General features: G+C 65.7%; 10 protein-coding genes. 4 read left to right on the top strand and 6 right to left on the bottom strand.

The genetic code is table 11. From position 1 onward, the window contains the following. Nucleotides 1–214: 214 nt before the first annotated feature. Complete coding sequence (locus tag GM910_RS20930) at nucleotides 215–1,096, bottom strand: alpha/beta hydrolase (protein ID WP_246226246.1); 882 nt, start codon at nucleotides 1,094–1,096, stop codon at nucleotides 215–217. A gap of 139 nt (nucleotides 1,097–1,235) precedes the next feature. On the opposite strand from GM910_RS20930, the gene GM910_RS20925 reads away from it, so the two are divergent. After that, nucleotides 1,236–2,435 (top strand): hypothetical protein, encoded by a 1,200-nt coding sequence (locus GM910_RS20925; protein ID WP_159590858.1) that lies wholly within the window; start codon nucleotides 1,236–1,238, stop codon nucleotides 2,433–2,435. Nucleotides 2,436–2,443: 8 nt separating this feature from the next. Here the strand turns inward: GM910_RS20925 and aspS are convergent, their stop codons facing one another. Next, nucleotides 2,444–4,231, bottom strand: coding sequence for an aspartate--tRNA ligase (gene aspS, locus GM910_RS20920; RefSeq protein WP_159590855.1), 1,788 nt, complete (start codon nucleotides 4,229–4,231; stop codon nucleotides 2,444–2,446). Between the two features lie 170 nt (nucleotides 4,232–4,401). Here aspS and rnd point away from each other — a divergent pair, with 170 nt between their 5' ends. Beyond that, nucleotides 4,402–5,580 carry a ribonuclease D gene (rnd, locus tag GM910_RS20915; RefSeq protein WP_159590852.1) on the top strand — a complete coding sequence of 393 codons (1,179 nt, stop codon included), beginning with the start codon at nucleotides 4,402–4,404 and terminating at the stop codon, nucleotides 5,578–5,580. Between the two features lie 16 nt (nucleotides 5,581–5,596). Here the strand turns inward: rnd and ppx are convergent, their stop codons facing one another. Together ppx and GM910_RS20905 are read right to left on the bottom strand one after the other, a co-directional pair. Then, a complete protein-coding gene (gene ppx / locus GM910_RS20910) occupies nucleotides 5,597–7,114 on the bottom strand; it encodes an exopolyphosphatase (RefSeq protein ID WP_159590849.1) in 1,518 nt (505 codons plus the stop codon). A gap of 5 nt (nucleotides 7,115–7,119) precedes the next feature. Further along, the gene (locus tag GM910_RS20905; protein WP_159590846.1) at nucleotides 7,120–9,321 is read right to left on the bottom strand and encodes an RNA degradosome polyphosphate kinase; all 2,202 of its coding nucleotides are present in this window, start codon (nucleotides 9,319–9,321) and stop codon (nucleotides 7,120–7,122) included. Between the two features lie 156 nt (nucleotides 9,322–9,477). On the opposite strand from GM910_RS20905, the gene GM910_RS20900 reads away from it, so the two are divergent. Continuing rightward, a complete protein-coding gene (locus GM910_RS20900) occupies nucleotides 9,478–9,723 on the top strand; it encodes a zinc-finger domain-containing protein (RefSeq protein ID WP_159590843.1) in 246 nt (81 codons plus the stop codon). A gap of 84 nt (nucleotides 9,724–9,807) precedes the next feature. Next, the gene (locus GM910_RS20895; protein WP_159590840.1) at nucleotides 9,808–11,028 is read left to right on the top strand and encodes an FAD-dependent monooxygenase; all 1,221 of its coding nucleotides are present in this window, start codon (nucleotides 9,808–9,810) and stop codon (nucleotides 11,026–11,028) included. Between the two features lie 50 nt (nucleotides 11,029–11,078). Here GM910_RS20895 and GM910_RS20890 read toward each other — a convergent pair whose 3' ends face one another. Together GM910_RS20890 and GM910_RS20885 are read right to left on the bottom strand one after the other, a co-directional pair. Then, entirely contained in the window at nucleotides 11,079–11,786 is a 708-nt protein-coding gene (locus tag GM910_RS20890) for an amino acid ABC transporter ATP-binding protein (RefSeq protein WP_205602615.1), read from the bottom strand. Between the two features lie 135 nt (nucleotides 11,787–11,921). After that, on the bottom strand, nucleotides 11,922–13,415 hold the full coding sequence (locus tag GM910_RS20885; RefSeq protein WP_159590834.1) for an amino acid ABC transporter permease: 1,494 nt from the start codon (nucleotides 13,413–13,415) through the stop codon (nucleotides 11,922–11,924). Nucleotide 13,416 lies beyond the last annotated feature (1 nt).

Genomic DNA, 13,416 nt, shown 5'->3' with positions numbered 1-13,416 from the left:
GACTTAAAAACGCCGGACGGGCGGCCCGAGGGTCGCGAAAAAAATATGACGAGCGACACGAAGGCCGCCCGTCTTCCCGGTTCTTTGAAATGGCCAGACGGTGTCGAAACCGGGCGTGGCGAGGATGAAACGCGCCCCTGCCTACCCAAGGGGTGAAGGAGAAGCGACGACCATGAGCCCGCATTTACAGCCCCGGCCGGCCGTCCGCGCCGCCTCAGCGCGTCACCCTTTCCAGAAAGCGCTCGACGGCGGCGGTCGCCGCGTCGCCGGGCCGGCCGAGCCGGCTGGCGATGGAGCCATGGGTGTAGCGGCCGCCGTCGAAGACCTCGACGCGGGCGCCGCGGCTTCTCAAGAGATTGGCATAGCCGTTGGTGAGCGCGCGGCGGCGCGCGCCGTCGGAGCCCGAATGCAGGAAAAAGTGCGGCGGAAAGCCGGCACTGCGCCTGGCGTAGGTGACCGGCGACCAGCGCACCCAGTTGTCCGGATCGGAGCCGAAAGCGTCGAGATAGGGATAGCCGAGCGAGCCGCGCATGCCGGCATAGGCGACCATGTCGTAGGCCTGGACGTCGTTGGGGATGACGCCCCGCACCGCGCCCACCATGCCGCGCGCCGCCGTCAGCGCCACCAGATGGGCACCGGCCGAATGGCCCATCAGAACGATGCGGTTGGGATCGCCGCCATAGCGGCGGATATTCGTGCGTACCCAGGAAACGGCATCGGCAAGATCGCGCGCCTGGCCGTCGATGGTGGTGGCCGGCACCTTGCGGTAGTCGATGGCGACCAGCAGATAGCCCCTGGAGTTCAGCCATCTGGGCAGGGAATAGACCCTCTTGCGGTCGCCCTTCACCCAGCCGCCGCCATGGGCGTAGATGACGACCGGCCTCAACCCGGCGGACGCGTTGAAGAGGTTCAGTTGCAGGACGCTGGCGCGGACGGGCTCCTCGGCGGGCGTGTGGATATCGAGCTGCAGCCCGCCGCTATAGACCACGCCGTCGTGCAGCATGGCGCCGCTGGCCGGCAACGCCAGCGCAAGGAGTGTCAGAAAACCCGTCACGGCCAGCTTCAGCGCCGACCGTCGATTGATCGCGTAAGGCATGGTCCCCCTTTAAATCAATCGGCGTTCATCATGATTTGCGTCCGCAAATTGACACAGGAAAGGCCGCCAGTCATCTTTCCGGCGGAATATTACCTGACATAAACAGAAGTTACCGTAACCGCTACATGGGGAACGCCGCATGGAACGCCACCGCCTCTGCCTGAAATCCGCAATCCTCGCCGGCGTCCTCGCGGCGGTGAATGCGCCGGCCGCCTTCGCCCTCGAGGCGGAGGAGGTGGGCGAGCGCATGAAGGCGCTGATGGCCAAGCAGCAGCTCGAGATGAGCTACGAGGGCGCGCGCATGGATGGAGCCGACGTGACGCTCGAAGGCGCGACGATGGCATACATGGATCGCAGCGCCGCCCTGCCGATCGGCGATCTCACCTTGCAGAACGTCACCGAGGAGGCTGACGGGACCTTCCGGGTCGACCGCATCGCCGTGGACGAATTCGAGCACCGCGCCGGCGGCTCGACGCTCTCGTTCACCGGCTTCACGATGACCGGCCTGTTGCTGCCGGAGGATATCGAAAGCGCCCCCTTCGAGGGTGCGGTGCTGCGCTACGACCGCACCGAGCTTGCGCGCCTGGATGTGAAGAGGGACAACGGGCTGACGGGTTCCCTGGAAAACATCAGCGCCGAGATCACGGTCTCCGACGACGATGCGGTAATGGTCGACGGCGGGGTCGAGGCCTTCTCGTTCGATCTGCGGTCGATCGAGAGCGGTTCGAACGCCGTCAACGTGCTGAAAGAGCTCGGATACGGCGAGATCAACGGCAACATGCGCATGACGGGAAGCTGGCGGCCCTCCGACGGGCGCACGACGGTGTCGCGTTACGAGGCGACCGTGGACGAGGCGGGAACGTTCGCCCTGACGGCGGATTTCGACGGCTATACGCCGGCGTTCATCCAGGCGATGGACGACATGAGAAAACAGACGGAGGAGAATGCCGGCGGCGGGGAGAACAATACCGCGCAGGGCATGGCCATGCTCGGCATGATGCAGCAGCTCACCTTCCACGGCATGACGCTGCGCTTCACCGACGATTCGCTGACAGGCAAGGCACTCGACTATGCGGCGAAAGAGCAAGGCAGCAAGCGGGAGGACATCATCGCCCAGGCGAAAGCGGTCATCCCGATGCAGCTCACGCCCTATCTCGGCTCCGAGCTGACCCAGAACCTGACCCAGGCCGTCGGCACTTTCCTCGAAAACCCGGACACTCTGGAAATCAGCGCCAAGCCGGAGAACCCGGTTCCCTTCGCCATGCTGATGGGCGCGGCCATGGGCGCGCCCGAACTGCTCATCAAGCAGATCGGGCTCATGATCACGGCGAACCAGTAAAGGGGGCCTCAGTCCTTCCTGGACGGCGCGAGCCTGATATGCAGATCGCGAAGCTGCTGGGGTGTCGCCTCCGACGGTGCGCCCATAAGCAAGTCCTGGGCCTGCTGGTTCATGGGGAACATGGTCACCTCGCGCAGGTTCTTCGCGCCCACCAGAAGCATGACGATGCGGTCGATGCCGGCCGCCATGCCGCCATGCGGCGGCGCGCCGTACTGGAAGGCGCGGTAGAGGCCGCCGAAGCGCTCCTCCACCGTCTGGCGGTCGAAGCCGACGATGCCGAACGCCTTCACCATCATCTCCGGCAAGTGGTTGCGGATACCGCCGGAAGCGATTTCGAAGCCGTTGCAGACAAGGTCGTACTGGTAAGCCTTGATCGACAGCGGCTCTTGCGTCTCCAGCGCCTCCAGCCCGCCCTGCGGCATGGTGAAGGGGTTGTGGCCGAAGTCGACGCGCTTCTCGTCCTCGTCCCACTCGAAGAAGGGAAAGTCGACGATCCAGGCAATCTCGAAGCGGTCGCGGTCGACGAGGTCCAGTTCCTCGCCGGCCCGCGTGCGTGCGGCGCCCGCGAAGGCGGCGAACTTCTTCGGATCGCCGGCGACGAAGAAGCAGGCGTCGCCGTCCGCAAGGCCGAGCTGGGTGCGGACCGCCTCGGTGCGCTCCGGCCCGATGTTCTTGGCGATCGGCCCGGCGCCCTCGAGCGCCTCGCCCTCCTTGCGCCAGAAGATATAGCCGAGGCCCGGCTGTCCCTCGCCTTGCGCCCACGCGTTCATGCGGTCGCAGAAGGCGCGGGAGCCGCCGGTCTTTGCCGGGATCGCCCACACTTCGGCCTTGGGATCGTTGGCGAGAATGTTGGCGAAGACCTTGAAGCCGGAACTGCGGAAATGTTCCGACACGTCTTCCATGACGATGGGATTGCGCAGGTCCGGCTTGTCGGTGCCGTATTTGCGCATGGCCTCGTCATAGGGAATGCGGCGGAAGGTTTCGGTGACGGGCTTGCCGTCGGCGAAAGTTTTGAAGATGTCGCGGACGACCGGCTCCATCGTCTGGAACACGTCCTCCTGCTCGACAAAGCTCATCTCCAGATCGAGCTGGTAGAACTCGCCCGGCAGCCGGTCGGCGCGCGGGTCCTCGTCGCGGAAGCAGGGCGCGATCTGGAAATAGCGGTCGAAGCCGGACACCATGATGAGCTGCTTGTAGATCTGCGGCGCCTGCGGCAGCGCATAGAACTTGCCCTCGTGCAGCCGCGAGGGGACGAGGAAGTCGCGCGCGCCCTCCGGCGAGGAGGCGGTGAGGATGGGCGTCGAGAATTCGGTGAAGCCGGCTTCCGCCATCCGCGCGCGCATGTCGGCGATGATCCTGGTGCGGGCGACGATGTTCCTGTGCAGCGTCTCGCGGCGCAGGTCGAGGAAGCGGTATTTCAGCCGGATGTCCTCGGGATAGTCCGGTTCGCCGAAGACCGGCAGCGGCAGCTCGCTTGCCCGGGACAGCACTTCGATCTGGCGCGCGAAGATTTCCACCTCGCCGGTCGGCAGGTTCGGGTTCACCGTCTCCTCCGTGCGCGCCTTGACCTCGCCGTCGACGCGGATCACCCACTCGCCGCGCACCTTCTCGGCGGTGCCGAAGGAGGGCGAATCCGGGTCGGCGACGATCTGCGTGATGCCGTAATGGTCGCGCACATCGATGAAGAGCAGGCCGCCATGATCGCGCACGCGGTGGACCCAGCCGGAAAGGCGGACGGTCTCGCCCACGTCGGATTTTCTCAATTCTGCGCAGGTATGGCTGCGGTAGCGGTGCATTATCTCTGGTCCGTGTCTGAAGGCAACTGTGAACGGGCGCGGGCCGGCCTCGTCAAACCGGCGCGAAAAGCGCATGCGCGCCCCATTTTGTCAAGGCGGGGCGGCGGCGCGGCGAAAACCGGGCGATACAATTTCTTCACATTTCGGGCAGCAGCGCCTAAAGAGGGTGCATGGAACTCATCAAAACCCACAAAGAGCTGGAAAAGGCAGTCGCCGCGCTCGAAAAATCCGATTTCATCACCATCGACACCGAATTCATTCGCGAGACCACGTTCTGGCCCGAGCTGTGCTTGATCCAGATGGCGGCGCCAGGCGTCACGGCGATGGTCGATCCGCTGGCCCCCGGGATGGACCTTCAGCCCTTCTTCCGCCTGATGGCGGACGAGAAGGTGACGAAGGTCTTCCATGCCGCAAGGCAGGACATCGAGATCATCTACAAGCTCGGCAACCTCATCCCGCATCCCATCTTCGATACGCAGGTGGCGGCGATGGTGTGCGGCTTCGGCGACAGCGTGTCCTACGACCAGCTCGTCTACCGCATCACCGGCGAGCACCTCGACAAGGCCTCACGCTTCACCGACTGGCGCCATCGGCCGCTGTCGCAGAAGCAGCTCGACTATGCGCTGGCCGACGTCACCCACCTCATCCCCGTCTACGAGCATCTCGAGGCGGAGCTGGAGCGCGAAGGCCGCGCCCACTGGCTGAAGGAGGAGATGGGCGTGCTGACGGCGCCGGAAACCTACGATCCGCACCCCGACGACGCCTGGAAGCGGCTGAAGCTGCGTGTGCGCAAGCCCATCGAGCTCGCCGTCCTGCAGCATGTGGCGACCTGGCGCGAGCGCGAGGCGCGCGAACGCAACGTGCCGCGCGGCCGCGTGCTGAAGGATGACGCCATCTACGAGATCGCCCAGCAGCAGCCGGAGGATGCAGCCGCGCTTGGCCGGCTGAGAAGCACGCCCAAGGGCTGGGAGCGTTCGGCCCCCGCGGCGGGCCTGCTCAAGGCCGTCAACGCCGCCCTCGCCCTGCCCAAGGAAGAGTTGCCGAGGCTGCCCAGGCCCCAGCACGCCCCGGAAGGGGCGGCTGCCGCGGCCGAGCTCATCAAGGTGCTGCTCAAGCTGGTGGCCGAGAAGGAAGGCGTGGCCACCAAGATGCTCGCCTCCAGCGACGACATCGATCGCATCGCGGCCGACGGCGAGAAGGCGCAGGTGCCCGCCCTTTCGGGCTGGCGGCGCGAGGTATTCGGCGAGGAGGCGCTAAAGCTCCTGCGCGGCGAAATCGCCCTCAGATTCGCCAACCGGCGCATCGAGACGTTCTCGCCTAGCGAGCAGGCGGCGCGGGCGGCGGAGTAGCGGCTGCGTTTATCGCCTACTCCCCCACATCCAACACCAAATTCAACCCCGTCACCCTGGCCAGATGCGCCATGCGGCCGTGCGGGCGCTCGCCCATCAGGGCGGCGTGGGAGCGCGGGACCAGGAGGGCGATGGATCCATCGTCGCGCTTTTCCCACCTAAGCTGCGGGATGATGCCGGGCATCGAGGCCGTGAGCAGATAGACCACGCGCAGAAGCCCGCCCAGGAGCCGCGCCCGCTCCACATAGCGCGGCGTGGCGAGCTTGCGCATCTCCGGCGAAAGCGCGTCGTCGAACAGGCCTTCGTGGCGGAAGAGAATGGCAAGCGCGATGAAGGCGCGGCCGGGATGATCGACGCCGATGAAGGAGCCGTGGGAAATGATGTTGAGCGACTGTGTGCCACGATATTCCGGGTGGGCGCGCCAGCCGATATCGGCCAGAAGGCAAGCCGCGCGGCGGTAGCGCTGCTCCTCCTCCGTTTCCTCGATGCCGAAGGCGGCAAAGGCGGTGCCCGACCACTCGGCGAGCTCGCGCGCATGCGTGACGGAGCGCGAGCGCAGAACGGCCAGTTCCTCGGCCGCCGCGAGCAACGGGTCGGCCTGCCGCTCCTCCTCCCCAAGCAGCGAATGGACAAACCCCTCGCGCACACCGTTCGCCGAGATGACGATCTTCGCCGGCTTGGCCGCGCGGATCACCTCCAGGAGCACGGCAGCGCCGTAGGGCAGCAGCGCACGGCGGTTCTTCGATACCCGCTCGATGCCCTTCATCTTGTCGATGTCACCCTTGGCGACGCGCTTCAGGAAGGCGGCGTCCTCCTTGGGGTCGATCTCGTAGTGGTGCATCACCGGAAGCGGATAGCCGGTGACGTTCATGTGGAGGCGGGCGAGGTTTCGCCACGTGCCGCCGACACAGTAGAAGGCACGCCCCTCCCCCTTCCCCAGCCATTCGGCGCGCGCAAGCTCGCTGCGGGCGATGCGTGCGACATCGCTCATCGAGCCGCCGGCCATCTCACGCAGTTTCAGGCCGCCGAGGGGGGTCGTGATCCCTTCCCCCATCGTCTCGCCGCGGACGTCGACGAGTTCGAGGCTGCCGCCGCCGAGATCGCCCATGATGCCATCGGCGTCATGGAAGGCGGCGATGACGCCGAGGGCGGCGTAGCGCGCCTCCTCGCGGCCGGAGAGCACGCGGATCTTGGTGCCCAGGATCCTTTCGGCGCGTTGGATAAAGTCTGGCCCATTGGTCGCCTCGCGCGCGGCGGCGGTGGCGAGCACTTGGAGCGATGCGGCGCCCGCCTGCTCTGAGAGCGCGCGGAAACGGCGGAACTCATCGACGGCGCGCGTCACGCCGTCGGGATCGAGCTCGCCTGTCGTCACGATGCCGCGGCCGAGGCCGGCCAGCATCTTCTCGTTGAACAGCACGGTCGGCGAACGGGCGACGCCCTCGTAGATCACCAGACGAATCGAATTCGAGCCGATATCGATGACCGCAATGGGACGCCGGTTCGGCAACCGGCCCTGGGATACGGCTGTGCCCACCACCGCTAGCCGGCGGCGGCCTTCTTGGGCCGCTTGAAAGCGGCGATGCGCTTGGGCGCGTGCGACTTCAGCGCAACGCCACGGCCGGACAGGCTGGGATTGGTCATGAAATATTCCTGAGCGTTGAAGGCTTCCTCTCCATCCTGCGGCGCGATGCGCCGCGAGGTGCCGTCAGGCAATACTTCGAAACTCTGCTGATTGTCCATGATGTTTCCCAGCATGATCTGGCCCAGCACCTGCTCGTGCACGGTCGGGTTGGTGATGGGGACCATGGTCTCGACCCGGCGATCGAGATTGCGCGGCATGATGTCGGCCGAGGAGATGTAGACGACCGCGTCGTCCGACGGCAGGCCGCGGCCGTTGCCGAAGCAATAGATGCGGCTATGCTCCAGGAACCGGCCAACGATGGACTTCACCCGGATGTTCTCCGAAAGGCCCGGCACCTGGGGGCGCAGGCAGCAGATGCCGCGCACCACAAGATCGATCTCGACGCCGGCGCGGCCGGCCTCGTAAAGCGCGTCGATCACCTGCGGGTCGACGAGCGAATTCATCTTCATCCAGATCTGCGCCGGCCGGCCCGCCTTGGCATGTTCGATTTCCGCCTGGACATGCTCGATGATGCGATTCCTCAAGCTGAACGGCGAGACCGCCAGTTTCATGTCCACATCCGGCTCGGCGTAGCCGGTGATGAAGTTGAAGATCTTGGCCACGTCATGGGCGATCGCCGGATCGACGGTGAAATAGGAAAGGTCGGTATAAATGCGTGCGGTGATCGGGTGGTAGTTGCCGGTGCCCAGATGCACATAGTTGCGCAGGCGCCTGCCCTCGCGGCGCACCACCAGAGACATCTTGGCGTGCGTCTTCAATTCGATGAAGCCGAAGACGACCTGCACGCCGGCGCGCTCCAGGTCGCGCGCCCAGCGGATATTCGCCTCCTCGTCGAAGCGGGCTTTCAGCTCCACCAGCGCGGTGACCGACTTGCCGGCTTCGGCCGCGTCGATCAAGGCGCGCACGATGGGGCTGTCGTTGGAGGTGCGATAGAGCGTCTGCTTGATGGCCACCACTTCCGGGTCCTGCGCGGCCTGGCGCAGGAACTGCACTACGACATCGAAGCTCTCATAGGGATGGTGGACGACGATATCCTTTTCCCGGATGGCCGCGAAACAGTCGCCGCCATGGTCGCGGATACGCTCGGGGAAGCGCGGGTTGTAGGGTGGGAACTTCAAATCGTCGCGCGGTAATTTGACGATTTCGGAAATCTGGTTGATGGCGAGCGGCCCGTCGAGCACGCTGATGCGCGAGGATGGCACGCCGAGCTCGGTCGCCACGAAATCGCGCAGGCCCTGGGGCATGGTGCTTTCGAACTCGATACGGATCACCGAACCCCGGCGCCGGCGCTTGAGCGCGCTCTCGAACAGCCGCACCAGGTCCTCCGCCTCCTCCTCCACTTCGATATCGCTGTCGCGGATGATGCGGAAGGTGCCGGAACCGTTGACCTTATAGCCGGGGAACAATTTGCCGATGGACATCTCGACGATGTCCTCCAGCGCGATAAAGCGCACCGCCTTCGGCCGCTCCGGCAAAGCGACGAAGCGCTGCAGCGTGACCGGCAGGCGCAGAAGCGCCGTCATCCTCTCCTTGTTGCCCAGATGCTGCAGGTCGAGGGCGATCGAAAAGCCGAGATTGGGGATGAAGGGGAAGGGGTGCGCCGGGTCGATGGAAAGCGGGGTGAGCACCGGGTAGATGGCTTCCAGAAAATGCTCCTCGACCCACTTCCTGTCGTCGCGTGTCAGCGCCTCCGGGCGCACGATCTCGATGCCTTCCTTCTTCATGAGCTCCAGAAGGCCGGCGAGGCTTGCATGCTGGTCCACCTGCAGGCGGCTCACCTCGCGCAGTACGTGCTCGAGCTGCTCTTCCGGCGTGCGTCCGTCGGCGCTCCTGGTGGCGATCCCCTCGCGCACCTGGCCGGCGAGCCCGGCCACGCGCACCATGAAGAACTCGTCCAGATTGTCGGCCGAGATCGACAGGAACCGCACGCGCTCCAGGAGCGGGTGGCTGGTGTTCTGGGATTCCTCGAGCACCCGCCGGTTGAACTGCAGCCACGAGAACTCGCGGTTGACGAAACGATCGGGGCTCGAGCGCGCAATCTCGTCCACCGTCCCGGGCTGGGTCGGGAATTCACTCTTTACCGGCTTCAGTTCGTTCATGGCCTGCTCGCTTCGATTGTCCTACCTCCGGGCGGCCCGATCCACCCCATACTACGTCGTGACAGGGTTTTGCGACAGTTTCATATCACGGACTTGCAAAGAAGGTATTTATGCTTCAAACGCACCCGGATAGACGGCGACAGCGGGAGAAAAGGAATGGCGGGCTTTGAAACACCCCATTTCCACAACACGAACGGCTACCGGACGATTGAAATCGGCGTCAAGGAGTTCATGTGCGTGGGCGCCAACCCGCCGAACGACCATCCGCATGTCTTTCTCGACATGGGCGACGACGAGGAGCGCATCTGCCCCTACTGTTCGACGCTCTATCGCTATAACGCCAAGCTGAAAACACATGAAACGGTGCCCGAAGGCTGCCTTTTCCGTGAGGAAGCGGTCTAGGGTGTTTCGATATCGCGATACGGCCGGGTTCGCCCCTCGCCGCTCATCCGATGAACCTCGACAAGACCTCGCCGGCAGTCCGCTATGACCGGCCGCCCGATCGCCATCGCCGGCGCGGGGATTGCCGGGCTTACGGCAGCGCTTTGCTTTGCGGCAAAGGGTTTTTCCGTCGCCGTTTTCGAGCGTGCCGAAACGCTCCAGGAAGTGGGCGCGGGTCTGCAGCTTTCGCCCAATGCCACCCGCATCCTCGCCCGCCTCGGCGTGCTGGAGAGCCTCGGCGAGAACGCGGTCCGGCCCCGCGCCATCCTCCTCAAGGACGCCGCAAGGCTTTCCACGCTGGCCGGTGTTACTCTCGGCCAAAAGGCGGAGCGGCGCTGGCAGGCGCCCTATCTGGTGGCCCACCGCGCCGACCTGCAGAAGGCGCTGCTGCGGCAGGTGCGTGCCAACCCGGCGATCCGCCTGGAACTGGGCACCGAGGTTCGGGACGCCGCCTTGCGCGACGGCGAAACCATCGCCACCGTGGAGAAGGCCGGGCAGCCCGGCGAGGTTGCCTGCGACCTGCTCATCGGCGCCGACGGGGTGTGGTCGCAGCTGCGGACGCGTGTCGGCGGACGGCAGAGCCGCTTCACCGGCTTTGCCGCCTTCCGGGCCATCCTGCGCGACGCCGCGGCGAGCGATCAGGCGGTGGGTACGGTCGCCCCCGACGCCGTCACCGCCTTCCTGGCGCCCGATTTCCACCTCGTTGCCTATCCGCTCAGCGGCGGGGCGGACCTCAATCTGGTGCTGGTGACGCGCAGCGCGGAGATAGGGCGCGGCTGGGCGAACGCCGCCGATATGGCGCACCTCCTGGCGGCAACCCGGCGGGCTGCCCCTGCCCTGTCCGACATTGTCCGGCTGGCCGGGGCCTGGACGGCCTGGCCCATTCACGAGGTGCAGATCGGCGGGCCCTGGACGAATGCGGGCCTGGCCCTGATCGGCGATGCGGCGCATGCGCTCAGCCCCTACGCCGCCCAGGGCGCAGCCATGGCCATCGAGGACGCCGCGCTCCTGGCGGAGCTGACCGCCGGCGGCGGCGACATGCCGGGCGCGCTCGCCACCTACGAGCGCCTGCGCAAGCCGCGCCTTGCCCGCGTGGCCCGCCGCGGCGCCTTCAACCGCTTCGTCTGGCATGCCGGCGGCCCGGCCGCGCTGGCCCGCGACCTGGCACTCCGGCTGAAGAGCGAGGAGAGCCTGGCGGCGGATCTCGACTGGCTCTACAGCTACGACGTGGAGATGATCGGAGCCGCCCCTGCGACCGATACGTAAAGATCCAAAGACGTAGAGCGTCCTTTGTGCCCGTTCGGGCGCACGGCGCCCTAATGCAGGATCTGCGACAGGAACAGCTTGGTGCGCTCGTGCTGCGGGTGGTCGAAGAATTCGGCCGGCGTGTTCTGCTCGACGATCTGCCCCTGGTCCATGAAGATCACGCGGTTGGCCACCTGCCGCGCAAAGCCCATCTCGTGGGTGACGCAGATCATGGTCATGCCCTCCTGCGCCAGGTCCACCATGGTGTCGAGCACCTCCTTGATCATCTCCGGATCGAGCGCCGAGGTCGGTTCGTCGAACAGCATGATGCGCGGGTTCATGCAGAGCGCGCGGGCGATCGCCACGCGCTGCTGCTGGCCGCCGGAGAGCTGGCCGGGATACTTCTTCGCCTGCTCGGGAATCCTGACGCGCTCCAGATAGTGCATGGCGATCTCTTCCGCCTCGCGCTTCGGCGTCTTGCGCACCCAGATGGGCGCCAGCGTGCAGTTCTCCAGAATGGTGAGATGCGGGAACAGGTTGAAGTGCTGGAACACCATGCCGACCTCGCGCCGCACCTCGTCGATCTTCTTCAGATCGTTGGTGAGTTCGATGCCGTCGACAACGACCCTGCCCTTCTGGTGCTCCTCCAGCCGGTTGATGCAGCGGATCATGGTGGACTTGCCGGAGCCCGACGGGCCGCACACGACGATGCGCTCGCCGCGCATGACCTTCAGATTGATGTCGCGCAGCACATGGAAATCGCCATACCACTTGTGCATGTCGACGATCTCGATCGCCACGTCCGTGTCGGAGATATGAAGTTTCTTCGGGTCGATCTTGATCTCCTGCGGGTCGACCACGTTGATGTTCTGCGCTGCCATCGCCTTTTCCCCTGAAGGGCCTTCAAGGCCGGTTTATCGGTTGTGGCCGGTGTGAAGCCGGCGCTCTGTATAGATAGAATAGCGCGACATGCCGAAGCAGAAGAGCCAATAGACGAATGCCGCGAAGACAAGGCCTGTGGCCGCCGTCGTCGGGGTGATCCAGTTGGGATCGGAAAAGCCGCGCCGCACGGTGCCCAGAAGGTCGGCGAGGCCGATGATGTAGACCAGGCTCGTGTCCTTGAAGAGGCCGATGAAGGTGTTGACGATGCCGGGGATCACCAGCTTGATGGCCTGCGGCATGACCACCAGGCGCATCATCTGCCAGTAGCCGAGGCCAAGCGCCTGGGCTCCTTCATACTGGCCCTTGGGAATCGCCTGCAGGCCGCCACGCACCACCTCGGCCATATAGGCGGCCGAAAACAGCGCCACGCCGATGAGCGCCCGCAGGAGCTGGTTGAAGCTGACCCCTTCCGGCAGGAATAGCGGGATCATGAAGGCCGACATGAAGAGCACGGTGATCAGCGGCACGCCGCGCCAGAACTCGATGAAGATGATGGAGAACAGGCGCACGGCCGGCAGGTGCGAGCGCCGCCCGAGCGCCAACAGGATGCCGAGCGGCAGCGAGGCGGCGATGCCGGTGAGCGCCACCACCAGCGTCACCAGAAGCCCGCCCCACCGATTGGTGGCCACCGGGCTCAAGCCGAAATCGCCGGCAAGCAGCACCACGAGCGCCAGCACGAGGAGCGGCGGGGCGAGCGTGCGCAGAGCCAACGCCCGCCCGTCCTCGCCGGACCACGCTGCAACGAGGCTCGCGGCGATCGACGCCAGCGCCGTCAGGAACGCCAGCATGGACAGGACCGAGAAGCGGAAGACGAGCAGGGTCATCTGCCCGCTCCAGACGATGTTGGAGACGAGGAGAAGGACCATCGCCAGCGCCGCAAGCCAGGTCGCTGCCCTCAGGAGCTTGTGCGAGGCCGTGACATTGCCGGCCGCGAAGCTGGCGGACGCGAAGGCGGCCAGCGCGAACAGAAAGGCGATCCAGCCGCCGCCGATGTTGAACTGACCGCCGGTCAAAAGGACGAGGGCGACGAAGGGGAAGGCGACCATCAGAAGAAGCGCGTTCAGCCGCTTTTGCGGCACCGACGGGATCGCCAGCGGCAATGCCAGGGCCACCAGGAGAACGATGACCAGATCAACGCGCCAGCGCTCGCCGAGCGGAAAGAGCCCGTACATGAACTGGCCGAGCTTGGCATGGACGAAAGCCCAGCACGCGCCCACCGCCTGGCCTTCCCCCGCCAGGCAGGCTTCCCGGTTGGCGCCGACGAAAACCGCCGTCACGAGCGCCCACTGGATCAGCTGCCACGCCGCCCAGATCGAGAAGAGGCCGAGCACCACGGTGAGGGCCGAATCGAACGGCGTCGCGAAAAGGTTCTTGCGCAGGACGCCGGTGAGGCCGACCTCGCTCGGTGGCGGCGGCAGCGGCTCCTTCTGCTCCTTGGCGACATAGGCTGCAACTTGTTCTTCCACG

This window comes from Chelativorans xinjiangensis (assembly GCF_009812055.1).
Taxonomy (GTDB): domain Bacteria; phylum Pseudomonadota; class Alphaproteobacteria; order Rhizobiales; family Rhizobiaceae; genus Chelativorans; species Chelativorans xinjiangense.
Note: the sequence above shows the minus strand (reverse complement) of the source record. Positions and strands in the feature narration are given on the sequence as shown.

Bases quoted from the DNA above. Each gene is read 5' to 3' on its own strand.
- GM910_RS20900 (WP_159590843.1), top strand. From the start codon at position 9,478: ATGGCGGGCTTTGAAACACCCCATTTCCACAACACGAACGGCTACCGG.
- GM910_RS20890 (WP_205602615.1), bottom strand. From the start codon at position 11,786: ATGCACAAGTGGTATGGCGATTTCCATGTGCTGCGCGACATCAATCTG.
- GM910_RS20925 (WP_159590858.1), top strand. From the start codon at position 1,236: ATGGAACGCCACCGCCTCTGCCTGAAATCCGCAATCCTCGCCGGCGTC.
- GM910_RS20930 (WP_246226246.1), bottom strand. From the start codon at position 1,096: ATGCCTTACGCGATCAATCGACGGTCGGCGCTGAAGCTGGCCGTGACG.
- aspS (WP_159590855.1), bottom strand. From the start codon at position 4,231: ATGCACCGCTACCGCAGCCATACCTGCGCAGAATTGAGAAAATCCGAC.
- GM910_RS20905 (WP_159590846.1), bottom strand. From the start codon at position 9,321: ATGAACGAACTGAAGCCGGTAAAGAGTGAATTCCCGACCCAGCCCGGG.
- rnd (WP_159590852.1), top strand. From the start codon at position 4,402: ATGGAACTCATCAAAACCCACAAAGAGCTGGAAAAGGCAGTCGCCGCG.
- GM910_RS20895 (WP_159590840.1), top strand. From the start codon at position 9,808: ATGACCGGCCGCCCGATCGCCATCGCCGGCGCGGGGATTGCCGGGCTT.